Raw genomic sequence first — 22,964 nt, forward strand, 5'->3', positions numbered from 1 at the left:
AGGGTAATTAAATGTCAGTATTGAGCGACTATATCAAGAAAGAACAGATGCTTAAGCAGTTGCAAGAGGAGCTGCAAGCACTTGAAAGCAACAGTGAACTACAGCAAGAGCTAGAGTTCAAAGACGCTCTAACGCGCTTGATGACAGAGTACGGCAAAGTGTCACGTGATGTCTGTGAAATGTTAGACGCCAGCTACAGCGCTCCAAAGGCAGCTAAGAAAGCAACTAGCAGCACTGACGGACGCAAGAAACGTATGCTTAAAGTATATAAAAACCCGCATACGGGTGAAATTGTTGAAACGCGTGGTGGCAATAATAAGGTAATTCAGGCGTGGAAATCTGAATTTGGAAATGAAGAAGTAGTTAGCTGGGTGATTGAAGAGAAAGCATGAAGTCATCGAAAAGCCCCTCAAAGGGGCTTTTTTTTGGCAATGAAGGAGCCAAGACCTAATGGCTAATAGTGGAAAGAGGCTATGAATAATCCATGTGCCTTTTGCAATAACCACTTTTAAATTCAGAGTGAATATTGAGCAAAAAATATCAGCGTTGAAAAGAATAAATGTTAAAAAGGCAGGAGTGATGAAAGTCACCGAAACGCTCGCGGCTTTATCCACCTAGAAAGCCAGCCCGAGCGCTATTAACTCCGCAGCCATGGAAAAATCATCTGAACATCGATACCTGGCGTGACAAAATAAGCCAGGATCAGGTGTCAGTAAGTGGCGTTCGCCAGAGTCGGAATCAAGTCTTATCTAATTCTGGCCGTTCCGCCACCCATGGTGAGGTGATCAGCGGTCAAAAGCAGTGTCCACTAATGAGTTCATAGCTCCCTTACGATGGCTGCGTCTGGTGTTTTAATCCCTTCGTGATGTTATGTATTAATTCAGTTTTTATCGGACTTCACTAGCGTCCTGTAGTGCCAATAACATCAGGCTGCTGCGCCAACCAAGCTGCCAGCTGTTCGGTCAGCTCATCGCTAGCGCTACCAAACGCATCGACCACATCCGCAATATCGACGCTGCTTGCCTGCGCGCTGGTGCTGAAGTTCCTGGCGGCGAGTGGCGTTCGGTTTTGTGTGCCCACCAATTGAACATCGAGCTGGATTTTAACCGTGGGCGGGTCAGTCACATAATCGCTCTGGAAGTGGCGCAGTTCACTCAGCAACAGCAGATCATGCGGCAAGCGGTCACTACCCACACCGGCAAATATCTGGCTCTGCTGGAGCCCTTCAATCAAGCGTGCCCTGAGTAAGTCAGGGGCGTTTACATGCCAGCGGGCGCCCTCGTACACATTGACCACAGTACGCTCAGGGTAGACCACAATCCGGTTGCTATTGATAAGATGCCCCGCTTCTGGGTCGGCAATGCCCAAGCGCTGGCGGGCGCTATTAGAAGTGATAGCCGTTGACGGCAAGTCGCTAGCGGGCAAACGGTAAAGCGTGGCAGGCTCGCTTTCGGGCAGTATCGAACAGCCTGCGCTAAGTAGCAGCGCAGCACTGACTAGAATAGTGGCGGGTATACGTAAACTCATGGGCGGAACTCCTCTACCTGATCACGGCCCAGGAAAAAGTCTGTCGGGCTCTCTTCCAACTGGCGGGTAATGCGGTCTAGCGTACTCAGCGTGGAGCGCAGCGAAGAGAGCGCTGGCGCAATGTCCTGCGCACCCTGCAAGCTGCCTTCAATGGCTCCTGCGTTAGTCTCCACTAACTGCTCAATACGCTGGGCAGCGCGGGCCACATCGCGACTGGCATCGGCAGCGCTCTGCATGACTATGCGGCCATCCTCGCGCAGCAGTTGGGTGGCCTCATGGCTGAGTTCATCAATGCTGGTAAGGGTAGTGGTCGCCTGACGTGCAGCGTCGCCAAACAGCGCCATATTGTCATCAAGAGCTTCCTGTTGAGTGGCTATCATCTCAGTGATCTGGGCAATGTTGGTCAAGATATTGCCTGCCTGCTCACGGTTATTATCGTCAAACAGCGCGTTAACGTTTTGAAGGATCGAATTAATGTTCTCGATCATCTCTTCCCCCTCATCGAACAGCGTGGCGATAGGGGAAGGGTCGGCCTGGATAAATGGCGCTTCATCGTTAGTTTGGTCAATCAAGAGAGGGCTCTCTGGAGTGCCGCCATGCAACTGAACCGACATACTGCCGGTGATACTGGCAAAAGCGAGTTTTGCCCGGGTGTCGGTTTTAATTGGCGCATCATCGTACACACGGATATTGGCAATCACTTGGCGTGGGTCATCGGGGTTAAGGTTCAGCTCAGTGACATCGCCCACCTCAATACCGTTATATTGAACCCGGCTACCGATCGATAAACCGCTAACGCTGCGCTCAAATAGAATACGGTAAGGCTGATAGCTGCGCTCGCCTGCGGCGTAACTCATCCATAGCGCAAACAGAAGCGCGGCGGCGGCGGTACCCAGTGTGAACAGACCAATTAAAACGTGATGCGCCCGTGTTTCCATGTGCAGTCACTCCTGGACGTTAGCGTTAGTTGTAGAGATGGAATGAGCGCTTTGTGCGGCTCTACCACGGGGCCCGTGAAAGTAGTCTTGAATCCATTCATCGTCGGTTTCTGCCACCTTGTCGATGGTATCGACGACTAACACGCGTTTTTGCGAGAGCACGGCGACACGGTCGCAGGCGGCGTAAAGCGTATCCAGATCATGGGTGACCAGGAAAACGCTGAATCCTAGCGCATCGCGAAGCGTTACCAGCAGTTGGTCAAATGCTGCCGCGCCAATAGGGTCAAGCCCCGCGGTAGGCTCATCAAGAAATAGAATATCGGGATCAAGCGCTAAGGCGCGTGCCAGAGCGGCACGCTTTACCATGCCGCCAGATAGTGACTCAGGGAACTGCAGTGCAGCTTCAGGGGGTAACCCAACCAGCGAAAGCTTTACCCTGGCGAGATGTTCGGCATCTTCGCGAGGTAGTTTGGCGTGCTCAATCAGCGTAAGAGCAATATTCTCTTGCAGGTTCAAAGAGCTATATAACGCGCCGCGCTGAAAGAGCACGCCAAAACGGCGTTCAATATGGCTACGCTCTTGTTCGCTAAGCTCGTTAAGGGTGGTGCCAAGGACTTCAACCGTGCCGCCATTAGGACGTTTTAAGCCAACGATACTGCGTAAAAGCACCGATTTTCCGGTGCCGGAACCACCCACGACCCCAAGAATTTCGCCGCGCTCAAGAGTAAGGTCTAAGTTTTCATGCACCACATGGGTGCCGAAACGGTTCACTAACCCCCGCACTTTGATCACCGGTGGTTTTTTTGACTCTGCTGATGTGTCTGCATCCATTACCAGCCCATCTCCATAAAGAACAGCGCGGCGAGGGCATCAATCAGAATCACCATGAAAATCGACTGGACCACGCTTGAAGTGGTATGCGCCCCCACGGATTGGGCGCTACCGCTGACCTTAAAGCCTTCCAAACAGCCAATAACGGCAATCACAAAAGCAAATACCGGGGCTTTGCTGAGTCCTACCAAAAAGTGCATCACCGAAACATCTTTCTGCAGCGTGTTCATAAACTGAGCAAGGGATATATCCAGCGATAGGGAGGCGACCATAGCACCACCTGCCAAGCCGCTGAGCATGCCTACAAACGCAAGCATAGGCAGGCTAATTAACATCGCCATTACCCGGGGCAGCACCAAAAGCTCAATAGGATCTAGCCCTTGGGCTTGCAGTGCGTCAATTTCTTCGTTGGATTTCATGGCGCCAATTTGTGCCGTAAAGGCACTGGCAGTTCGCCCCGCTAACAGTATGGCGGCGAGCAGCACGCCAAACTCGCGCAAAAAAGAGAACGCCACCAGGTCAATGGTATACACCGTGGCACCAAAATCCTGTAACACGGTAGCGCCCAGGAACGCCACCACGGCGCCGACCATAAACGTCAGCAGGGCAACGATGGGTACCGCATTAAGACCGCTCTGCTGAACATGGGCTACCGTTGCGGTCACGCGCCAATGGCGCGGCCGTAATATCAGCTGGAATAGGGTAGCAATAACCAAACCAATAAAGGCCAGTAGTTGGCGCTGCTGGGACCAAAGCCCCACCATTTGTTGGCCTACGCTGGCAAGCGCTTGGCTGATGCGCGAATAAGAGGGCGTTTCAACATCAAGTGGCGCATTCATGTCCACGGCAATACGCAAAAGCAGTGCCTGCTGCTCTTTAGGCAGTTCACCTGCCCATTCTGCCACCGTTTGCGCTTTCTCGATGCCAATCAGGTCAATAACGAGTATGGCACCAGCCGTATCAAGACGAGTGATCGCTTTTAAAGAGACCGTTTCATCCGCATTATTGCCTGTCTCAGTTCGAGATTGGGATTTGTGATGGGAAAGCGACGATTTAATATCGTTATAATTGGCAAGCGTCCACTCGCCTTGTAACACTAAGGTTTGATCATCACGCGCAACCCACTCGCTTGGCATCCCCACTCCTTGGCGCTAATCGTATTGATGAGCGGTCTTGATAAATAGCATCAATACGCTTGTTTAGAGGACTATGATGCATTCAAACGAGCGTTAGTTAAAGGTTTCCTAGTTGAAGACTACCTGGAAGGTCGATATCTAGGTGCCAATTCCTGCTTAATCTGGTTGGCGACTTCTTTCAGCCGTGGGCCTAGGTTATTGACCAAACGGTCGTGATCCAAGCGCAGGCTGGAGCCGCCGCAGTTAATCGCCATGACTTCGGCGCCATCTTCCAAAATCAGTGGCATTGCCACCGCGCTTATATCGCGCTGCCAGTCTTGCTCCGAAAGGCAAAAACCATACTGCGAATAGTCCTTAAGGCTCTGCTGAATGCCTGTTTCATACTGCGGCCACTCGTTGCCATAAACCTCAGCCAGCTCTTGAAGCACCTGCTGGCGACGCTCCTCAGATAAGCCGCATAGCCAGGCACGGCCAATCGCAGAGGTGGCAATGGGCAGCCGTGAGCCAGCATCCAGTCGAATAATAAGCGGGCCGTGACCGTGGCAAGTTTCCAGATAGACCATATCGCTGCGGTCGGCGCCACCCAGGCTTACGTTGCAGTCGGTGGCATCGGCAAATTTTTGCAGATGGGGGCGGGCAATTTCACGAATACCCATATTGGCGAGAAAGCGATACCCCAGCGCTAATACGCCAGGGCCGAGGCGATACTTCTCTAAATGGGTGTTGTGCTGCAAATAGCCAAGCTGGGTAAGGGTATAGGTCAGCCGTGAGACCGTCGGGCGGGGAATATTGGTACGGTTGGAGAGCTCGGCATTGCCCAAATACTCTTCACCAGCGCCAAAGGCACGCAGCAGCTCTAAACCGCGCGCTAGCGCGGTGACAAAGTTACGATCTTTTCCTGGCAGCTGTGGGTCATCAGCATCAGTGTCAGTAGGGTGCATTCAGTGTCCCAACAATAGGTGGCTTATGGTGCCAAGTATCGCATATCTACCTTGGCGGGGCTGTTATGCCCATCAACGAAAAGGCGTCCGTTATAAAACGAACTTAGCTATCTAGTCGTTCGATAATAGTGGCGATGCCCTGGCCGACGCCGATGCACATGGTGACCAGCGCATAGCGGCCACCAGTGGCCTCTAACTGGCGTAAGGCTGTTAGTGCCAAACGTGCGCCGGATGCACCCAGCGGGTGACCGATGGCAATTGCACCGCCGTTGGCGTTTAAGCGACTGTCTTCAGCGGACATACCCAACTGCTGTACGCAGCCGAGCACCTGAACGGCAAACGCTTCGTTAATTTCAATCACATCCATTTGCTCAAGCGTGAGACCTGCGCGGGCAAGGGCCTTTTGTGAGGCGGGAACCGGGCCCAAGCCCATCACCCGTGGCGCAACACCGGCAACGGCGCTGGCAACAATGCGCGCCCGTGGCGTTAAACCGACACGCTCGCCAGCACCTTTGGTGCCTACAATTAAAGCTGCAGCACCATCATTGAGGCCAGATGCGTTGCCGGCGGTGACAACACCCCCCTCAAAAAGCGCGCCTAGCTTGGCTAGCTTGTCCTCGGTACTTTGCGGGCGTGGGTGCTCGTCTTTATCTACCAGTAGCGGCGGCTGTTTGCGCCCTTGGGGCACCTCAACGCCAAACATCTCGCCATCGTAAAAACCTGAGGCCAGCGCTTGGGCGTAGCGGGCCTGGGAACGGGCGGCAAACGCATCGCTGGTATCACGGTCAATATTCAGATCGTGGGCAATGTTATCGGCGGTTTCCGGCATGCTGTGGCTGCCATACTCTTTAGCAAGCCTAGGGTTGGGAAAGCGCGAGCCAATCACCGTGTCAAACATTGGCTGATTGCGAGCAAAAGGGGAGTCCGCTTTGCCAAGCACGTAGGGTGCGCGGGACATGGACTCAACGCCGCCCGCTAAAAACAGCTCGCCTTCACCGAGTCGAGCTGCACGGGCGGCATCCATCATTGCCGCTAAGCCGCTGCCACAGAGTCGGTTGACGGTTTGCCCGGCTACTTCAATAGGCAGGCCAGCGAGCAGCGCGCCGTGACGGGCCACGTTACGAGAATCTTCCCCCGCCTGGTTGGTGCAGCCTGCTAACACTTCTTCATAGCTTTCTGGCGCAAAAAGGTTGCGGGCGACCAGTGCTTTAAGCGTTAAACCCAGCAGTTCATCGGGACGAATAGCCGCTAAGCTGCCGCCGTGGCGACCAAAGGGGGTGCGTAAACCGTCGTAAATGTAAGCATCTTGCATGATGGTTTTCCTAGTTGTTTTTTTAAGCAGTGGTAAGCGACATTTTCAGCGCTGCGCGGCGGCGCAGCCACGGGCTAGGGCGATAGCGCGGGTCACCGGTGGCCTCGAGCAGGTTGGTCAGTATCGTCATAATGCGGGTGGTGCCGTAATGATCACCCATGCGCAGCGGGCCAAAGGGGTAGCCAAGGCCAAGTTCAACCGCCCGGTCGATAGTGGCGGGTTCAGCAACCCCTTGCTGGGCAATGTCGGCACCCACGTTAACGATGCAGGCAATTACCCGCTGAAGCACAAAGCCGTTACTGTCTTGAAGCGTGCTCACCGGCGTGCCGTCGTGGTTGAGTAGGCGTTGCGCTGCTTGAATAAAGCTGTTTTGGGTAAGCGGTGTCGTCATTAGGCTGCGGCGTTTATCGAGCCCCGCGAGCATATCCACGGCCACGCACTGCTTGGCGTCTAGCCCCTGGCGTAGGGCGCAGCTAGTAGCATCTTCGCCAAAAGGCGTCAGCAGGCAGAGCGCTTGTTCAGTGGGTTGCGCGCCGGTTTCTAACGGCCAGCCCGCCGCGTTTACCAATTCAGCGAGAGCAGAGGCGCTTTCGGGTTCATCCTGGCTGATCCACACCGGGCAGGCGGGCACGGTTTCAATGGCAGGCTCATCCGGCATTTGCTGTTTGCCTTCTACATAGCGGTAAAAGCCTTCGCCGGTTTTACGTCCTAATAAGCCTGCAGCTAAGCGTTGCCGGGTCAGTGGTGAAGGGCGAAAGCGCGCTTCCTCATAATACTGGTGATAAACCGACTCCATCACCGCGTGGGAAACATCCAGGCCGGTAAGATCCAACAGGGTAAAGGGCCCCATTCTGAACCCGCCTTGATCGACCATAATGCGGTCAATGGTCGCCGGGGCAGCAACGCTTTCACCTAAAATCCGTAGCGCTTCGGTGCCGAAGGCGCGCCCGGCATGGTTAACCAGAAACCCAGGTGTGTCGGTTGCCTGGGCCGTAAAGTGGCCCATGGCTTTGCCCAGGGCATTCACTCGCCGGGTAACCTCATCGGCGGTGCGTAGCCCAGGAATGACTTCGGCAATCTTCATCAGTGGCACGGGGTTAAAGAAGTGAAAGCCGATGACCCGTTCGGGATGCTGGCAGGTGGCGGCAATAGCGGTGACAGATAGTGAAGAAGTATTGGTCGCTAACACCGCCTGCTGGCTGACGATCGCTTCTAAATCACTGAATAGGCCCTGCTTGGCCTCAAGCTTCTCAACGATGGCTTCCACGACGATGTCGCAGGGGGCAAGGGCAGCTAGTTCGCTTGCTTCTACCAACTGCTCACTATACTGCTGCGCCTGCTCTTTTGTGATGCGCTGCTTTTCCGCACTTCTCTCCCATAGGCCATTAATAAACGTTTTGGCCTCTTTTACAGCACCCTCTTTAACATCGAACAGCATGACCTTTAGGCCTGCTTGGGCAGCCAGTTGCGCGATGCCACGGCCCATGGCACCCGTGCCGACAATACCCAGCGTGGTGAAAGGCGAAAGTGTTGATTCATTAGACATGCGCTAAATCCTCTCTGCAAAATGGGTTCTTTTGTACGTTTGATTCTGCATTGCAAAATGGTGTTTCAATTATTGACTGCCATCCTAGGCTATGCAAAAGTGCCTGACAAGAAATGCAGACGCTAATTAACAACACTCTCTAATGATAAAAAATACGTTGCCACCAGGAGCCGTCATGATTCGCGATCCCGAATTGATTAACCAGCTAGTCGATACTATCGCCCGTTTTGTCCGTGAGCGTTTAATTCCCAACGAGGCGCGCTTGGCAGAAGAGGATGCGGTGCCACCGGAAATTCTCGCTGAGATGAAAGAGATGGGACTGTTCGGGTTATCGATCCCGGAAGAGTACGGCGGCCTTGGGTTAACCATGGAAGAAGAAGCGCTGGTGGCAATGGAAATCGGTAAAACGTCGCCCGCCTTTCGCTCGGTGTTTGGTACCAACAACGGTATTGGTGCCCAGGGCATTTTGATTGATGGCACCGACGAGCAGAAAGCCAAGTATGTTCCACGGCTGGCGACCGGCGAGATTCTAAGCTCGTTCTGCCTGACTGAACCGGACTCAGGCTCCGACGCCGCCAGCCTACGGACGACCGCCGTACGAGATGGCGACCACTATATTTTGAACGGAACCAAACGCTATATCACCAACGGCCCCGAGGCGGATCTGTTCACCGTAATGGCGCGCACTGATCCCAATAATAAAGGCGCGGGCGGTATTTCTGCGTTTGTCGTTGAAGGCGACACCCCTGGGTTAATTCGCGGTCCTGCGGATAACAAGATGGGTCAGAAGGGCGCTCACACCTGCGATATTATTTTCGATAACTGCCGGGTGCCTGCCGAAAACATCATTGGCGGAAAAGAGGGGCAAGGCTTTAAAACCGCGATGAAGGTACTCGATCGCGGGCGACTGCATATCTCCGCTGTATGCGTCGGCGTGGCCCAGCGCTTAGTGGAAGAGTCATTGCGCTACACCATGGAGCGTAAGCAGTTTGGTGCGGCCCTAGCTGAGCATCAGTTGATACAAGCCATGCTGGCAGACAGCAAAACCGAAGCCTACGCAGGTAAAACCATGGTGATGGATGCCGCGCGGCGCAAAGATGACGGTGAAAACGTCTCGACGCTGGCCTCCTGCTGCAAACTGTTCTGCGCCGAAATGGTAGGCCGAGTGGCCGACCGCGCCGTGCAGGTTCACGGTGGTGCAGGCTATATGTCTGAGTACGCGGTGGAACGTTTCTACCGTGACGTGCGGCTATTCCGCATTTACGAAGGTACTACCCAAATTCAACAAATCGTCATCGCCCGAAATATGGTGCGGGAGGCGTCCTAATGGCTTTGTCGGTACCTTATCAAGCGCCGGACGAAACTATTTTTGGCCGCCTCGCCAGCGAACTGGTGGCTGAGCTTCCCGAGCGGCTCAGCACCCGCGTGCTTGAAAATGCCAAACGTATCGGTGATCAGCCCGCCATCGTAGATGGTAATTTTCGCTGGAACTACGCAGAGCTTGGCCAGGAAATACACGCCGCCTGCAATTGGTTAAGTGCGATGGGTATTCGTCCTGGCGACCGGATAATGACGGTGAGTGAAAACTGCCGTGCTCTGGTTGTGCTGTTGCTGGCCGCCAGTGAGCTGGATGTATGGGTGGCGATTGTCAATTCGCGCCTTTCGGCCCAGGAAGTGGACTTGATTCAGGGCAACTGTCTACCCCGGCGCGTGTTCTACACCTGCGATGCCTCGCCCGAGGCTACCCAACACGCCGAGCGCCACGCCGCCGACCGCTATCAGCATCCTCAACTGGGTGGGCTGGCAATTTCACCGCTCTACGACAGCGAACCCGAACCGGTATACGCCAGCGGCGCCGAGCAGGTCGCGGCGATGATTTACACCTCAGGCACGACCGGTACACCCAAAGGAGTGATGCTGACTCACCGTGGCATTCTCTATATCGCTTCGATTTCGGGCGGCATGCGCCATTTAAGCGAGGGGCAGCGTGTGTATGGTGTGCTGCCGATGTCGCATGTGTTTGGACTATCCTCGGTATGTATGGGCTCGCTCTATAATGGCGCCTGCCTATATACCGTGCCGCGTTTCGAGGCAGCGCAAATGCTGGAAACGTTAAAGCAGGAGCGAATTACCGTGCTCCAGGGCGTGCCAGCCATGTATGCCCGGGCGTTAGAGTATTTAAAACGCGAGCAGCGCCCGTTAGATGCGCCTGAGCTTATTTATATCTCCGCAGGTGGCTCTCCGCTGGATAGCGATACCAAGAATCGAGTGGAAGTGGTCTTTGGCCTGACGCTGCATAACGGCTATGGCTTAACTGAGGCCAGCCCCACTATTAGCCAAACCCGCATTGATGACCGCCATAGCAACAGTACCGTTGGCCGTGTATTACCTCTGCTTGAGTACCGCCTTGAGCCGCTTAGCGATAGCGGTACTTCCGAGCAGCCCGGCGATGAGGTGGGGGAGCTATGGGTGCGCGGGCCTAATATTATGAAAGGCTACTTCCGCCAGCCGGAAGCTACCCGCGCCACGCTAACCGAAGAGGGTTGGCTCAACACCGGCGATATCGCCAAACTCGATCATGATGATCAGCTCTATATCGTGGGGCGTAGCAAAGAGCTGATTATCCGCTCGGGCTTCAATATCTACCCACCGGATGTGGAAGCGGTGATCAATGAGCATCCCGCGGTCACGCTTACCGCGGTGGTTGGTCGCCAAATCGCCGGGAATGAAGAAGTGGTGGCGTTTGTACAGTGCGAGCCGGGCGTTGACGTTGATATGGCGGAGTTAAAAGCATTTATCGCCGAGCGACTGGCACCCTATAAACGCCCCACCCAAATTGTGTTAATGGATACCTTACCTTCCACCGCCAGCGGCAAAATACTAAAAGGGCGGCTTCGGGATTTAGCCCAGCAGGAGAGCGGATCATGAGCCCATCGCCAATAGCTACTCCTGATACGTATCAACAGGCACTCATGGGCTATCACGAGTTGTTAGGTATGCATGTGGTGGAGTGGCAGCAAGACCGAGCCGTGGTTGAACTCACCATTGAGCCAAAGCACCTAAACCGCAGCGGCAATGTTCACGGTGGCGTATTGGCTTCCATGTTGGACAGTGCTCTGAGTCTGGCGGGCCTGCACTGTGATGTGCCGGGTAATATTCGCCGGGGGATGACGCTGTCCCTGACCACGACCTTTGTTGGCCCCGCCCGGCAAGGCGTGTTAAGGGCAACCGGCACGCTGCGTGGGGGCGGGCAGAAAACCTATATGTCGAGCGGTGAAATTGTCGATGAAAAGGGCAATTTAGTAGCCATGGGTGAAGGGTCGTTTCGGCGCCGCAGTGGCAGCGAATCGTCTGAGGGATTTCCGCAAAGCAGCCCAGGGGAGCCCGCTGAGTGAACTCAGCCCGCCTGCGGGTCTCATTGTTACTGCTGGTCACCCTGGCAACGCTATTCCACCTGGTGGTCGGCAGCCTATTTTTGCAGGCTGTCGGCATTGTGGCGCTGGTGCTCTATTTATCTACGTTGGCGGGTCAGCTTACTCGTATGGCCAAAGGGTTATTGCTGGTGGCGGGCGTGTTGACGCTACTCGCGCTTTGGCGTTCGCCCAGCCCAGTTCAACTACTATTCGATGCCAGCGGTCGTTTTGCTTTTTTTGCTACCTTTGTGGTGGCGCTGAGCATGCTGCGCTTACCTGCCTATCGTTCCCGTTTGGTTCGCCGCTGCGGCCAGAGCATGCTGCTTCAACCACCCAGCCGCCGTTATCCGATTTTGTCATCAGGCTCGGCACTGTTTGGCATCATTCTCAATATCGGCGTGCTTAATCTGTTCGCGGCAATGATCGAAAAGAGCAACACGCTAGGTGCCGCCCAGGGGCGCGCTTGGGTTCGCGAAGCTCGTCAGCGGCGTATGATGCTGGCACTGCTGCGTGGGTTCTCCCTGGCGCCACTGATTTCGCCCATGGGTATCGGTGTTGCCGTCGTATTGTCGAGCCTTCCCCAAGTCACTTGGCTTGAGCTTGCGCCGTATATTTTGGGTGCGGCGGCGCTGATTTTTCTTGCTGGTTGGGCGGTGGATTTTTTTACCGGCCCGCATCCACCTGCTAATAAAGCTCAACGAGTTACGCCTTCGTTACGCCCATTGGGTCAGTTTAGTGTGCTGCTCATGGGCATTGTGGCACTGGTGTTTAGTCTTGCCTGGCTGCTAGAACTGCGTTTACCCATCGCCGCGCTGTTAGGCGCGCCCATGGCGGCGTTGATTTGGCTTGCCTGGCAGCGGCGCAGGCTTGGTCATGGCGGGCTACCAGCTGCCGTTAGCGCAGTTCATCGCCAGTTGCCCTGGCTGCTTTCCCCCAGTGCCAATGAAATTGTGGTGCTGGGAGCAGCAGGCTACTTGGGGCATTTGTGCGTTGGTTTAGTGTATACCCAGCAGTTGGCGCCGCTATTAACCGTGTTGAACCAGTGGGGCGCCTTTAATGCCGTGCTGGCTATGCTAATGGTGGTGGGGCTTGCTCAGGTTGGCGTTAATCCTATTGTGACGGTGACACTGCTGGTAGGCCTGCTGCCGCAATTAGCCATTGAGGGACTAACGCTGCCGCTAATTGGTTCGTCGCTGATGGTAGGCTGGGCGCTGGCGCTGATGTCGTCACCAATGACAGCTTCGATGCTGATTTTATCCCGCTTTACCGGGGTGCCCGCCACGCGGATTGGCTACCGCTGGAACGGCCGGTTTCTAGTAACCTCGATACCGTTGCTGGCAGCATGGTTCGTATGGTCCCCTTTTTAGCAGTGGCAAGAACAAGGAGGCGCTTGACCTTTGTTGAGCGTTTTTTTATTGTATACTCTATAAAATGAAATATTATTTTGCTATGCGAAATTAATTAGCTTGATGAGCTAAGCACTGGAGCACGCCTTATGAAGATTCTCGTCGCGGTTAAACGCGTCATTGACTACAACGTCAAAATCCGTGTTAAAGCGGATCACTCGGACGTCGATCTCACCAACGTCAAAATGGCCATGAACCCCTTCTGCGAAATTGCCGTGGAAGAAGCGGTACGCCTAAAAGAGAAAGGCGTGGCGACGGAAGTCATCGCCGTCACCGTGGGTCCCAAGGCCGCCCAAGAGCAGCTGCGTACCGCGCTGGCGCTGGGCGCGGATCGCGCCATTCATATCGAAACCGACGAGCGCGCTGAATCCTTAGCCGTCGCTAAGCTGCTGGCCAAAGTAGTCGAAGAAGAGCAGCCCGGCCTGGTCGTTCTTGGCAAGCAGGCCATCGACACCGACAACAACCAAACCGGCCAAATGCTCGCCGCGTTGACTGGCCTACCCCAGGGCACCTTTGCCTCGGAAGTGGCGGTCGATGGCGACAAGGTGAATGTCACCCGTGAAATCGACGGCGGTTTGCAAACCATCGCCCTCACGCTTCCCGCGATTGTGACCACCGACCTGCGCTTGAACGAGCCGCGCTACGCCAAGCTCCCCGATATCATGAAGGCCAAGAAAAAACCGCTGGATGTCAAAACCCCCGCCGATTACGGTGTCGAGGTGGCCTCCAAGGTAAGCCTACTCAAAGTCGAATCGCCCGCCGAGCGTAAGGGCGGTGTCAAGGTTGCCTCGGTAGACGAGCTGATCGACAAACTCAAAAACGAAGCCAAAGTTCTCTAAGGTCGGTTAGTTACCCCCGAACTTTACATATGCGCTTTGAAAGGAGCTGATTTTATGAGCATTTTGGTACTTGCCGACCTGCATGAAGGCCAACTGGCCGGCGCCACAGCCCACGTGGTGGCGGCGGCCCAAGCCATCGGTGGCGATATTGACGTTCTGGTTGCCGGTGAAGGCGTTCAAGCCGCGGCCGAGGCGGCTGCGAAACTCGACGGTGTAAGCAAAGTACGCGTCGCCGATAACGCCGTTTACGCCCACCAACTGGCCGAGCCCATGGGCGCGCTACTGGTCGAACTGGCCGATGGTTACACCCACGTCCTCGCCAGCGCCTCCACCACCGGCAAAAACGTGCTGCCGCGGCTAGCCGCGCTAAAAGACGTTAGCCAGCTGTCGGATGTGCTGGGGGTGGAAAGTGCCGACACCTTCCTGCGCCCGATCTACGCCGGTAACGCCATTGCCACAGTGAAGAGCGACGACACGCTAAAAGTGATCACCATCCGCACCACCGGCTTTGACGCGGTCGGCAGCAGTGGCAGCGCCACGATTGAAGCCGTCGATGTGGTGGTTGAAAACAGCCAGTCCAGCTTTGTCAAAGAAGAGCTGGCGAAGTCGGACCGTCCCGAACTGGGCGGCGCCAAAGTGGTTATCTCCGGTGGTCGCGGTATGGGCAACGGCGATAACTTCAAGCTGCTCGACGGCATTGCCGACAAGCTGGGGGCTGCCATTGGTGCTTCCCGCGCCGCGGTCGACGCAGGCTTTGTGCCCAACGATATGCAGGTCGGCCAAACCGGTAAAATCGTTGCCCCGGATTTGTATATCGCTGTGGGTATCTCCGGGGCCATCCAACACTTGGCGGGCATGAAGGACTCCAAGGTGATCGTCGCCATCAATAAAGACGACGAAGCGCCGATCTTCCAGGTTGCGGACTACGGGCTGGTGGGGGATCTGTTTGAGATCCTGCCGGAGCTTGAGAGCAAGCTGTAAGCGGACTAAAACGCCCTGTAAAAGCCCCGAAAGGGGCTTTTTAACGACCTCACAATAATAACCAGCGAGTTGTTTATGCTAACGCGCCTAACCGCTTCGTTAACGCTGCCGGTGATCGGCTCTCCGATGTTTATCGTCTCCGGGCCTGAGTTGGTCATAGCCCAATGCCAGGCAGGGATTATTGGTGCTTTCCCCGCGCTTAATGCCCGACCCTCCAACGTATTACGCGAGTGGTTAGAGCAGATCACTCACACCCTAGCCTACTATGACGAGCGCCACCCCGATAAACCCTCAGCGCCCTTTGCGGTTAATCAAATCGTACATCCTACCAATGATCGCTTAGAGCACGATGTCGCGCTGTGTGCCGAGTTTAAAGTACCGCTGGTGATCACCAGCCTGCATGCGCCTGATCAAGTGGTGGAACAAGTGCACGCCTATGGTGGGCTGGTGTTTCATGATGTCACCACGCTGCGCCATGCCAAGAAGGCCGTTGATGCTGGCGTGGATGGCTTAATCCTGGTCTGCCATGGCGCGGGTGGTCATGCCGGACGCTTAAACCCCTTTGCGTTTGTAGCTGAGGTGAGGCGCTTTTATGATGGCCCGTTGGTGCTTGCGGGGGCAATTACTAAAGGCGAACAGATCGTTGCCGCCCAGGCGCTGGGGGTGGATTTGGTGTATATGGGCACGCGTTTTATCGCCACTCAAGAAGCCAATGCCCAAGCGGACTACAAGCAGATGGTGTTAGATGCCGCGGCCGGAGATATTGTTTATACCAACCTGTTTACCGGCGTGCACGGTAACTACTTACGACAAAGTATTGAAAATGCTGGGCTCGACCCGGATGAGCTACCTGAGGGCGATAAAGCCTCAATGCGTTATGGCTCAGGGGGCAGCAGTAAAGCTAAAGCGTGGCGGGATATCTGGGGTGCCGGGCAGGGCGTGGGTAGTATTAACACGCTGAATAGCGTGGCCGAAGAGATCGCCACGCTAAAAGCAGATTATTACCAAGCGTTAGATTATTTGCGGCGGCGTTAACGAAACGCAGCTGCTTTCAGGCAGCAGTTAACAGATCGCTGACTGTTTCAAGATGGTAGTCACTGTCACCTAAATAGTGATCGAACATCACCAAATGCTTGGCGTAACTGGCGACATAACACTCTTCAGACATACCCATGCCGCCGTGAAGTTGGATCGCCTGTTCAGCAATAAAACGCGCCGATTCGCCACAATAAGCCTTGGCCGCGGCAATTTTATAATCCCGCTCACTGGCAGGCTGGGTTAGGCTAGTGGCGGCCAAAATCGCCATGGATCGAGACTGCTCCAGATGCAGGTGCATATCCACCATACGGTGCTGGAGCGCCTGGAAAGTGGCCAGCGGAAGGCCAAACTGCTTACGCTCTTTGAGATAGGCCAGGGTTTGATCGCAGGCCTCCTCCATTGCGCCGATCGCCTGCGCACACAGTGCCGCACGACCAAGGGCCAGTACCTCCGCCAGTGCCTCACTGACATTCTCACTCAGGCAGTTGGCTAACGGCAGCGTGACGCTATCCAGCGTCAGATCACCGGCGGACTGATCATCGATAGTGCGATAGAGATGCGTAGAGGTGCCCGGTGCATCGGCGGGGACTATAAATAGCCCTAGCTTGCCGTTATCTAACCGTGCGGTGACCAGCGTTGCCGCAGCGGCTTCCAAGTTCAGGACAACATCTTTTCGACCCTGTAACTGCCACTGGCCATCGGTTTGGGTCGCTTGGGTAGCAATCGCCAATGCGTCATAACGGGCGCTGTGCTCCTGCCATGCAAAGGCTAACTGATGCTCGCCTTCAAGCAGTGGGGTTAGCCACTCTGTTTGCTGATCATTATTGGCGGTCAATGCCAACAGTTTGCCGGGCAGTACCAGGCCTGCCAAGTAGGCTTCGGGTACTAAGCCATGCCCCAGCGCTTGCATAATGATCATCAGGTCGGTGCCATCGCCACCCAGCCCGCCAACGTCTTCGCTAAACGGCATATGCAGCAGGCCCAACTCTGCAAAGGTGCGCCATAGCGCAGAAGCACCGTTTGGAGCAGACGCCAGCATAGTGCGGCGCTGTTCGGGAGAAACCTGATTGGCCACCAAGCGGGTGAGCGTCTCTTCGAGCATGCGCTGCTCGTCGGTTAAAGCAAAATCCATGGTGACCTCACATGTTTAAGATGGTTTTGGCGACGATACTTTTCTGTATTTCGTTGGCACCGCCATAAATCGACAGCTTGCGACGGTTGAAGTACTGGGCGCTGGCGGCAGCGCTTTGGGCGCGGTCGTCATCCAGGCTGCCTTCGCCATACAGGAAGTCGGGGAAGAACGGCAGTGCGGCGGGCCCTAGAGCGCGGCGGGTAAGTTCGCTAAGCTCTTGGCGAAGCTCAGAGCCACGCACTTTCAGTAACGAACTCTCTGCACCGGGCACGCCGCCATCCCTGGCCGCGGCAATCACGCGCAGGTTGGTCACTTCCAGCGCCATCAGTTCAATCTCTGCTTTAACGACGCGGTGTCGAAAGCTGGGCAGCGCCAGCAGCGGTTTACCGCGGTGCTCAATACGGCTGGCTAGTGACTTCAAGTGTCGCAACGCCTGCTTGGCATGACCAAGCCCTGCAATGCCGGTGCGTTCGTGGGTGAGCAGAAACTTGGCGCAAGTCCAACCCTGGCCCTCCTCGCCGACGCGGTTTTCTAAGGGAACGCGAACGTTGTCTAAAAAGACTTCATTGACCTCGTGGGCACCATCCAAAGTGATAATGGGCCGCACAGTGATGCCAGGGGTTTGCATATCGATTAGCAGAAAACTAATCCCCGCCTGTTTTTTAGCGTCCGGGTCGGTGCGTACCAGGCAGAACAGCATGTTGGCGTGCTGGCCTAGGGTCGTCCAGGTCTTCTGGCCATTCACGATATAGTCGTCGCCATCGAGAACCGCGCGGGTATTCAGTCCCGCCAAGTCGGAACCCGCGCCAGGTTCAGAGTAGCCTTGGCACCACCAGTCCTGGTTGCTCAAGATTCGCGGCAGATAACGTCGCTGTTGTGCAGCGCTACCGAATTTCATAATTACCGGCGCCACCATATTGACGCCGAAGGGCACTATCGTAGGCGCATGGGCCGCGGCGCACTCCTCATCAAATATATGCCGATGCACGGGCCCCCAGCCTGGGCCGCCGTGCTCCTTTGGCCAGTTAGAGGCTAGCCAGCCCTGTTCACTGAGGATGTTCTGCCAGCGTAGGTGATCATTGGCACGCAGGTGGCGCCCCAGGCGCACACGTTCGCTAATATCGCTGGGCAGTGCATCGGCCAAGAAACGGCGAACCTCTGCACGAAATGCCTGCTCTTCGGGGCTAAAGGTGAGGTTCATAGATGGGTGTCCTTAAGAGTTGCCTGGCGGTGTGGCCCACCTAAATGGCGCGGATAGCTGAGAGCCTCCACCGCCAGTAGATCAATATCGCTCTCGCGGTAGCAAAAGCCCTGCTCGGCTATGCTGCGGCTCGCCTGTTCAAGGGCAAACTGCTTTTCGCTGGGTGACGCTTGCTGGCTAGCGGTGTGAAGGGTGTTCAGCAGACTTTGCTGTTGGCTAACCACTACGCTTAACCGTAGCGCTTTAAGCGTCAGCGCCGCTCGCTGCTGGGTAAGTGCATCGGTTCTGTGGTTAACCAGCTCTACCATGGCGCCGTTTTCGGCAGTGATCAGGCTTAACGCCGAGTCACTATTGCTGCTGGTGCCAATATTTTCTAGTCGGATGGCAGGGCATGCGATGCCCGAAGCTATGGGTGCATTTGGCGCCAGTAGGACTAGTTCGCTGGCACCGTCTGGTGCACTGGTTAAGGTAATACCCGCCTTTTGCGCGGCTTTCTGCAGGCGATCAAATAGTGGATCATCGCCGATCAGCGCAACGTGTTTAAAAACGTCGGCGTTCTCCACACCGGGCACTACGTGGGGACTACGCGCAGCGAAAAAGAGGTGAATCAGCCCGGCGCGTTGTGGGGAGTCCATACAGGCCAAAAACAGTTCCCGCTCACGGCGCAGGCCATCTTGAAGTGATTCAGACGTCACGCTGGCCTCAACGGCTTCAACAATACGAAACGGAGAGAAGAGCTCGGCAGAGTTTTGATTCAGCCGTTCCAACATAGCGGAGATTGCCTGGGGATTCGCCGCTGGAGCTGACAGTTGGCCCGTAACACGTGCCATTTGGTTGTCTGCAAGTACTTCTTGGGCCGCAGCTAATCCCGCTTCAAGCGGTGTTGTAGCACTGCTAATGGCGTCGATCATGCCCGCCTCAAGCGCTTCTTCTGCTTCCACAAAACGCCCGCTGGTGATCATCTCCAAGGCGTGCTCAACACCTACTAAACGCGGCAAACGCTGGGTGCCACCAGCGCCGGGCAGTAGACCCAGCTTAACCTCCGGAAGACCCACCCGGGTTCCCGCCAGTGCCACTCGATAGTGGCAGCCCAAAGCCACTTCCAATCCACCGCCCAGGGCTGTGCCGTGCAGGGCGGCAATCAGCGGCTTTGGGCAAGCTTCCAGTTGAGTGATCACATCGGGTAGTAGAGGTGCTTGAGGCGGCTTACCAAACTCACGGATATCGGCTCCCGCGATAAAGGTACGCCCATCGGCTAACACTACCAGCGCTTTAGCTTGTGTATCGGCGATACCCTCTTCCAGCGCGTTGACCAAGCCACTACGCACCGCTTGGCTTAGCGCGTTAACCGGCGGATTGGCGATCTGAATAACGCCTATATCGCCGTGGCGCTGATAATGAACGGACATAGGCTACTCCCGTGTTTCGCATTTTAATAAAATGTATGAATGCCATGTGTGCTGGCATTGTTAAGTGCTGAGCAAAATTGCACCCACTCTTCAGAGGATGCTGTTAAAAAACCGGGTTCATATCGGCTGCTTCCAAGGCTGAACGGCGTTCTGTCATCCAGCCTGATATAAACGCCTCCTCATCTTCTGAGGCATCTGCCTTGTAACGCTCCCAGGTATCCATTAGTAAGGTTTGACGCTCAACCAAAGCGTTTTGATGCTCGTCCATTTCCTCTGTCCAGACACCGGCGTCGCGATAGTACTCAACCACTGCGTCGTGAAAAGGAACTACCCAGGTCATATTCTGGTTTTCCAATGCATAGCCGCTGGCGCCTGGAGCGTTGTCCTTATACTCATCAAATGACTCGACCAGCGTGGTGATCAAGCCGCGAACGGTTTCAGGATCAAGGTCGGCATTACTGACCATGATGGGGTATGGGTAGCTTGCGCTGGCGAGTGGGTCATCGGCGTCTATGCCAGCCCCAGAGGTGACGTTGTGGGGTTGGAAGTAGGGCGCGATTTCTAACATTTGCTGCCAGCCTGACTCGTCATCACCAGGCAGTTCGGGCCACTGAATTCCCCGGGGGCTGGCAGAAAGGCGCTGCGCGGCAGGTGTGACAGTCGTGGTAATGGCGGCGTCGGCCCGCCCACTGATGATGCCATCAAAGGCAGCGTTATAGCCGGGAAAGTCGACTCGCTCAACGTCATCCCAGGTTAGCCCAGCAAATGCTAGATACGCTTCGGCAGCTTTGTTGAGTGCATCGTCGCCACGCAAGTAAGCCAGCCGTTTGCCTTCCAAATCAGCGATAGAGTCGATCTCAACGTCACCTGCTACCGCCATACCCAGGCCAAAGGTTGCCATAGAGGTTGAGATGACGCGGATAGGTTGAGGCCCCCAATCTGGTCTGGCAAACATCATCACACCTTCAGAGCCGTAATAGCTGGCGATGCCACAGGCGCAAAGATCAACGCGGCCGGTTTTTAACGGTGTCATGCGCATGGTGTCATTTTCACCGGGGATTACCCGCGACTGGGTGCCATGCTTTTCCTGCAGCAATTGGCTAATTGCCATAATTTGCGCATTGCCGCTAGTACCCGTGCCGTAAGCGGTCCAGTTAAGCGTATTGGGCATGGCGTTTACATGGCTGACGAGCAGCATTCCAGCTGCCACGCTGCCTATCGCGAGAGGGCGTCTTATTATTGTGTGCATAAATTTCCTCTTGTGTTTGCCTGCTAGATTAAGTGCTGGCAGTTAGCGAGCGCTGGTGATGTCGCTGACTTAAACGAGCTAAGAGAACCCCTGGTATCAACGCTGCAGCGGCCAGGCCGATCAGTTCCCACTGGCTGAGCGGTACCATTCCGCCGCCGGGTAGTGCCAGAAGAAGTCCCGCGACTAATACCAGCGCGCGAATAATGATCTCCTGTAGCGCGCCATAGCCCAGTCTGCCTACGCCCATAAGATAACCCTGCATGGCAGAAGCAAATAGAATGATGCCGATGATCGCCTGGATAAAGACGGCCGCAATCATCAATGGTGCGCCCTGCATAATTAGCGCGGGGTTAAGCACGAATAGGAAGGGAATGAAGTAGATCACGCTTCCCAGGCGCATTGCCTGTAAGCCTGTCTCCATGGGGCGGGCGCCGGCGACGGTGGCGGCGGCAAAGGCGCCTAGTGCTACCGGCGGGGTAATAAAGCTCAGCATGCCCCAGTAAAGGATGAACATATGCACCGCCATGGGATCCAGGCCGCCGCCTTGAATCAAGGCAGGCGCCAGTGCGACCGCCAGGAAGATATAGGCGGCGGTCACGGTCATACCAATACCTAGTACGAAACTAGTCACGGCGCCCATAAGTAGCAGTAAGGGCACGCTGCCACCAGCGATATTGATAAAGTCGTTGGCAATAGTACCGGATAGGCCTGTCATCGAAAGCGCGCCGACCAGCATGCCCACGCCTGCCAGAATGGCGATGAGCTCGGCGAACAGTTTGGCCGCTGACGAAAGCGTATCGGCCACATCTTTCCAGCCCCAACGATTATGTTTTGATAGCTGATTGAGCACTAACAACAGGGCGGTGGCGTAAAACGGGGCTACGGCTTCGCGCTGCATAATCAGCAGCATCCATACCAGTAATCCGAAAACGAAAATGAAGTACCAGCCCTCTTTCAGGGTTTGCTTGATCGAGGGTAGTTCATCAACAGGCAAACCTTTGATGTCGTTACGCGCTGCGTAGGCATCGATCTGTATAAACAGGCCCAAGAAGTAGAGGATAGAGGGAATAACAGCCGCGAGCGCAATAGTGGAGTAGGGAACATCCAGAAACATCGCCATGACAAAGGCGGTCGCACCCATCACTGGTGGCATTAACACACCGCCGGTTGACGCGCAGGCTTCGACGCCGCCCGCAAAAGAGCGGCTCATGCCGATACGGCGCATGGCGGGAATCGAAAGGACACCGGTGGTTAGCACGTTGCTGATGACGCTACCGCTCATTGAGCCCATCAGTCCGCTAGAGAAAATCGACACCTTGGCTGGGCCACCGCGCACATGCCCAAGTAGGGCAAACGCCAGATTAATGAAAAACTTGCCGCCACCGCTTTTTTGCAACACAACACCAAAGACCAAAAAGCCGATGACCAGTCCCGCGAACGCTTGTAGCGGTACCCCCATGATGCTCTCGGTGCTCATGGTGTGGTACATGGCGGTTTGTTCAAGGGTGGATGGGAACGCCTGAATAGGGCCCGGGACGATGTCAGCCACCAGCGGGTAAAGAGAGAAAACCCCAGCAATAATCGCAATCGGTAAACCACCCGCTCGCCGAGCGGCTTCAATGATCAATAGCCAGAAAGCGTAGCTGGCATAAATAGCCAGTTCAGGGGCGTCAAATGCCCAGCCGCGCTCCAAAATGGGAACCGCGTTATAAACGAAATAACCGCCGACGATTAGCGTCGCAGCACTTAATAAGTAGTCGTACCAAGGAATAGGACGCTCTTGCTGGCTGCTCCGCATAGGCCAAAGCAAAAAAACCAGCGGCAGTAGCAGTGCGACGACGGCGTAATAAAATTGCGTTTCCAAACCTGTTACGAAGGTAAGCAAGCCTATGTTAAACAAGTAATCCAGCGTCATTAGCATCAAAATGATGGTGACGGTCGCTGGAATCCATCGCAGCGCAGTAGGCAACTCACGAATTTGGCTGATCTTTTCTTTAACCTGCTGAGTGTTCGCAGGCGAGGTATCTGTGGTCATTGGGATGTCCATCAATCAGCAGGGGGCGGC

Annotated in this window: 20 protein-coding genes; 8 read left to right on the forward strand and 12 right to left on the reverse strand. The window is 55.3% G+C overall.

The genetic code is table 11. From position 1 onward, the window contains the following. Positions 1-11: 11 nt before the first annotated feature. Positions 12-392: a histone-like nucleoid-structuring protein, MvaT/MvaU family gene (locus tag MLE19_RS15780; protein ID WP_240719091.1), complete on the forward strand. Its 381-nt coding sequence runs from the start codon at positions 12-14 to the stop codon at positions 390-392. 508 nt (positions 393-900) lie between these two features. Here MLE19_RS15780 and MLE19_RS15785 read toward each other — a convergent pair. From MLE19_RS15785 to MLE19_RS15815, 7 genes are all read right to left on the reverse strand, one after another. Then, complete coding sequence (locus MLE19_RS15785; RefSeq protein WP_240719092.1) at positions 901-1,527, reverse strand: ABC-type transport auxiliary lipoprotein family protein; 627 nt, start codon at positions 1,525-1,527, stop codon at positions 901-903. Then, entirely contained in the window at positions 1,524-2,465 is a 942-nt protein-coding gene (locus MLE19_RS15790) for an MlaD family protein (protein ID WP_240719093.1), read from the reverse strand. Before MLE19_RS15790 ends, MLE19_RS15785 begins: the two co-directional genes overlap by 4 nt. Positions 2,466-2,471: 6 nt before the next feature. Beyond that, complete coding sequence (locus MLE19_RS15795; RefSeq protein ID WP_240719094.1) at positions 2,472-3,296, reverse strand: ABC transporter ATP-binding protein; 825 nt, start codon at positions 3,294-3,296, stop codon at positions 2,472-2,474. Then, positions 3,296-4,432 carry an MlaE family ABC transporter permease gene (locus MLE19_RS15800; RefSeq protein ID WP_240719095.1) on the reverse strand — a complete coding sequence of 379 codons (1,137 nt, stop codon included), beginning with the start codon at positions 4,430-4,432 and terminating at the stop codon, positions 3,296-3,298. The genes MLE19_RS15795 and MLE19_RS15800 overlap by 1 nt, the downstream gene beginning before the upstream one ends. Positions 4,433-4,551: 119 nt before the next feature. Continuing rightward, positions 4,552-5,373 (reverse strand): IclR family transcriptional regulator, encoded by an 822-nt coding sequence (locus MLE19_RS15805; protein ID WP_240719096.1) that lies wholly within the window; start codon positions 5,371-5,373, stop codon positions 4,552-4,554. Between the two features lie 103 nt (positions 5,374-5,476). After that, positions 5,477-6,685, reverse strand: a complete 1,209-nt coding sequence (locus MLE19_RS15810; protein WP_240719097.1) for a 3-oxoadipyl-CoA thiolase — start codon at positions 6,683-6,685, stop codon at positions 5,477-5,479. A 22-nt stretch (positions 6,686-6,707) separates the two neighbouring features. Then, on the reverse strand, positions 6,708-8,231 hold the full coding sequence (locus MLE19_RS15815; RefSeq protein WP_240719098.1) for a 3-hydroxyacyl-CoA dehydrogenase: 1,524 nt from the start codon (positions 8,229-8,231) through the stop codon (positions 6,708-6,710). A 175-nt stretch (positions 8,232-8,406) separates the two neighbouring features. Here MLE19_RS15815 and MLE19_RS15820 point away from each other — a divergent pair, with 175 nt between their 5' ends. From MLE19_RS15820 to MLE19_RS15850, 7 genes are all read left to right on the forward strand, one after another. Further along, positions 8,407-9,558: an acyl-CoA dehydrogenase family protein gene (locus tag MLE19_RS15820; RefSeq protein ID WP_240719099.1), complete on the forward strand. Its 1,152-nt coding sequence runs from the start codon at positions 8,407-8,409 to the stop codon at positions 9,556-9,558. After that, positions 9,558-11,159, forward strand: coding sequence for a class I adenylate-forming enzyme family protein (locus MLE19_RS15825; RefSeq protein WP_240719100.1), 1,602 nt, complete (start codon positions 9,558-9,560; stop codon positions 11,157-11,159). Before MLE19_RS15820 ends, MLE19_RS15825 begins: the two co-directional genes overlap by 1 nt. Next, positions 11,156-11,626 carry a PaaI family thioesterase gene (locus MLE19_RS15830; RefSeq protein WP_240719101.1) on the forward strand — a complete coding sequence of 157 codons (471 nt, stop codon included), beginning with the start codon at positions 11,156-11,158 and terminating at the stop codon, positions 11,624-11,626. The genes MLE19_RS15825 and MLE19_RS15830 overlap by 4 nt, the downstream gene beginning before the upstream one ends. Continuing rightward, entirely contained in the window at positions 11,623-13,011 is a 1,389-nt protein-coding gene (locus MLE19_RS15835; RefSeq protein WP_240719102.1) for a hypothetical protein, read from the forward strand. Before MLE19_RS15830 ends, MLE19_RS15835 begins: the two co-directional genes overlap by 4 nt. 128 nt (positions 13,012-13,139) lie before the next feature. Continuing rightward, the gene (locus tag MLE19_RS15840) at positions 13,140-13,889 is read left to right on the forward strand and encodes an electron transfer flavoprotein subunit beta/FixA family protein (protein ID WP_240719103.1); all 750 of its coding nucleotides are present in this window, start codon (positions 13,140-13,142) and stop codon (positions 13,887-13,889) included. A gap of 54 nt (positions 13,890-13,943) precedes the next feature. Next, entirely contained in the window at positions 13,944-14,870 is a 927-nt protein-coding gene (locus MLE19_RS15845) for an electron transfer flavoprotein subunit alpha/FixB family protein (protein ID WP_240719104.1), read from the forward strand. 75 nt (positions 14,871-14,945) lie between these two features. After that, on the forward strand, positions 14,946-15,905 hold the full coding sequence (locus MLE19_RS15850) for an NAD(P)H-dependent flavin oxidoreductase (RefSeq protein WP_240719105.1): 960 nt from the start codon (positions 14,946-14,948) through the stop codon (positions 15,903-15,905). Positions 15,906-15,921: 16 nt separating this feature from the next. On the opposite strand, the gene MLE19_RS15855 is transcribed toward MLE19_RS15850, so the two are convergent. The 5 genes from MLE19_RS15855 to MLE19_RS15875 all read right to left on the reverse strand — a co-directional run bounded on the left by MLE19_RS15855 (position 15,922) and on the right by MLE19_RS15875 (position 22,934). Further along, a complete protein-coding gene (locus MLE19_RS15855; RefSeq protein WP_240719106.1) occupies positions 15,922-17,040 on the reverse strand; it encodes an acyl-CoA dehydrogenase family protein in 1,119 nt (372 codons plus the stop codon). A 7-nt stretch (positions 17,041-17,047) separates the two neighbouring features. Next, positions 17,048-18,241 carry an acyl-CoA dehydrogenase family protein gene (locus tag MLE19_RS15860; RefSeq protein WP_240719107.1) on the reverse strand — a complete coding sequence of 398 codons (1,194 nt, stop codon included), beginning with the start codon at positions 18,239-18,241 and terminating at the stop codon, positions 17,048-17,050. Then, positions 18,238-19,650: an enoyl-CoA hydratase/isomerase family protein gene (locus tag MLE19_RS15865; protein ID WP_240719108.1), complete on the reverse strand. Its 1,413-nt coding sequence runs from the start codon at positions 19,648-19,650 to the stop codon at positions 18,238-18,240. The genes MLE19_RS15860 and MLE19_RS15865 overlap by 4 nt, the downstream gene beginning before the upstream one ends. Before the next feature lie 103 nt (positions 19,651-19,753). Further along, positions 19,754-20,899 (reverse strand): TAXI family TRAP transporter solute-binding subunit, encoded by a 1,146-nt coding sequence (locus MLE19_RS15870; RefSeq protein WP_276322473.1) that lies wholly within the window; start codon positions 20,897-20,899, stop codon positions 19,754-19,756. A gap of 28 nt (positions 20,900-20,927) precedes the next feature. Continuing rightward, positions 20,928-22,934, reverse strand: coding sequence for a TRAP transporter permease (locus tag MLE19_RS15875; RefSeq protein WP_240719109.1), 2,007 nt, complete (start codon positions 22,932-22,934; stop codon positions 20,928-20,930). Positions 22,935-22,964 lie beyond the last annotated feature (30 nt).

The organism is Vreelandella neptunia, assembly GCF_022489065.1.
GTDB classification, from domain to species: domain Bacteria; phylum Pseudomonadota; class Gammaproteobacteria; order Pseudomonadales; family Halomonadaceae; genus Vreelandella; species Vreelandella neptunia_A.

Coding starts and splice junctions, on each gene's coding strand:
- MLE19_RS15845 (WP_240719104.1), top strand. CDS start 13,944: ATGAGCATTTTGGTACTTGCCGACCTGCATGAAGGCCAACTGGCCGGC.
- MLE19_RS15810 (WP_240719097.1), bottom strand. CDS start 6,685: ATGCAAGATGCTTACATTTACGACGGTTTACGCACCCCCTTTGGTCGC.
- MLE19_RS15850 (WP_240719105.1), top strand. CDS start 14,946: ATGCTAACGCGCCTAACCGCTTCGTTAACGCTGCCGGTGATCGGCTCT.
- MLE19_RS15785 (WP_240719092.1), bottom strand. CDS start 1,527: ATGAGTTTACGTATACCCGCCACTATTCTAGTCAGTGCTGCGCTGCTA.
- MLE19_RS15830 (WP_240719101.1), top strand. CDS start 11,156: ATGAGCCCATCGCCAATAGCTACTCCTGATACGTATCAACAGGCACTC.
- MLE19_RS15840 (WP_240719103.1), top strand. CDS start 13,140: ATGAAGATTCTCGTCGCGGTTAAACGCGTCATTGACTACAACGTCAAA.
- MLE19_RS15870 (WP_276322473.1), bottom strand. CDS start 20,899: ATGCACACAATAATAAGACGCCCTCTCGCGATAGGCAGCGTGGCAGCT.
- MLE19_RS15795 (WP_240719094.1), bottom strand. CDS start 3,296: ATGGATGCAGACACATCAGCAGAGTCAAAAAAACCACCGGTGATCAAA.
- MLE19_RS15875 (WP_240719109.1), bottom strand. CDS start 22,934: ATGACCACAGATACCTCGCCTGCGAACACTCAGCAGGTTAAAGAAAAG.
- MLE19_RS15860 (WP_240719107.1), bottom strand. CDS start 18,241: ATGAACCTCACCTTTAGCCCCGAAGAGCAGGCATTTCGTGCAGAGGTT.
- MLE19_RS15815 (WP_240719098.1), bottom strand. CDS start 8,231: ATGTCTAATGAATCAACACTTTCGCCTTTCACCACGCTGGGTATTGTC.
- MLE19_RS15790 (WP_240719093.1), bottom strand. CDS start 2,465: ATGGAAACACGGGCGCATCACGTTTTAATTGGTCTGTTCACACTGGGT.
- MLE19_RS15820 (WP_240719099.1), top strand. CDS start 8,407: ATGATTCGCGATCCCGAATTGATTAACCAGCTAGTCGATACTATCGCC.
- MLE19_RS15800 (WP_240719095.1), bottom strand. CDS start 4,432: ATGCCAAGCGAGTGGGTTGCGCGTGATGATCAAACCTTAGTGTTACAA.
- MLE19_RS15865 (WP_240719108.1), bottom strand. CDS start 19,650: ATGTCCGTTCATTATCAGCGCCACGGCGATATAGGCGTTATTCAGATC.
- MLE19_RS15805 (WP_240719096.1), bottom strand. CDS start 5,373: ATGCACCCTACTGACACTGATGCTGATGACCCACAGCTGCCAGGAAAA.
- MLE19_RS15825 (WP_240719100.1), top strand. CDS start 9,558: ATGGCTTTGTCGGTACCTTATCAAGCGCCGGACGAAACTATTTTTGGC.
- MLE19_RS15780 (WP_240719091.1), top strand. CDS start 12: ATGTCAGTATTGAGCGACTATATCAAGAAAGAACAGATGCTTAAGCAG.
- MLE19_RS15855 (WP_240719106.1), bottom strand. CDS start 17,040: ATGGATTTTGCTTTAACCGACGAGCAGCGCATGCTCGAAGAGACGCTC.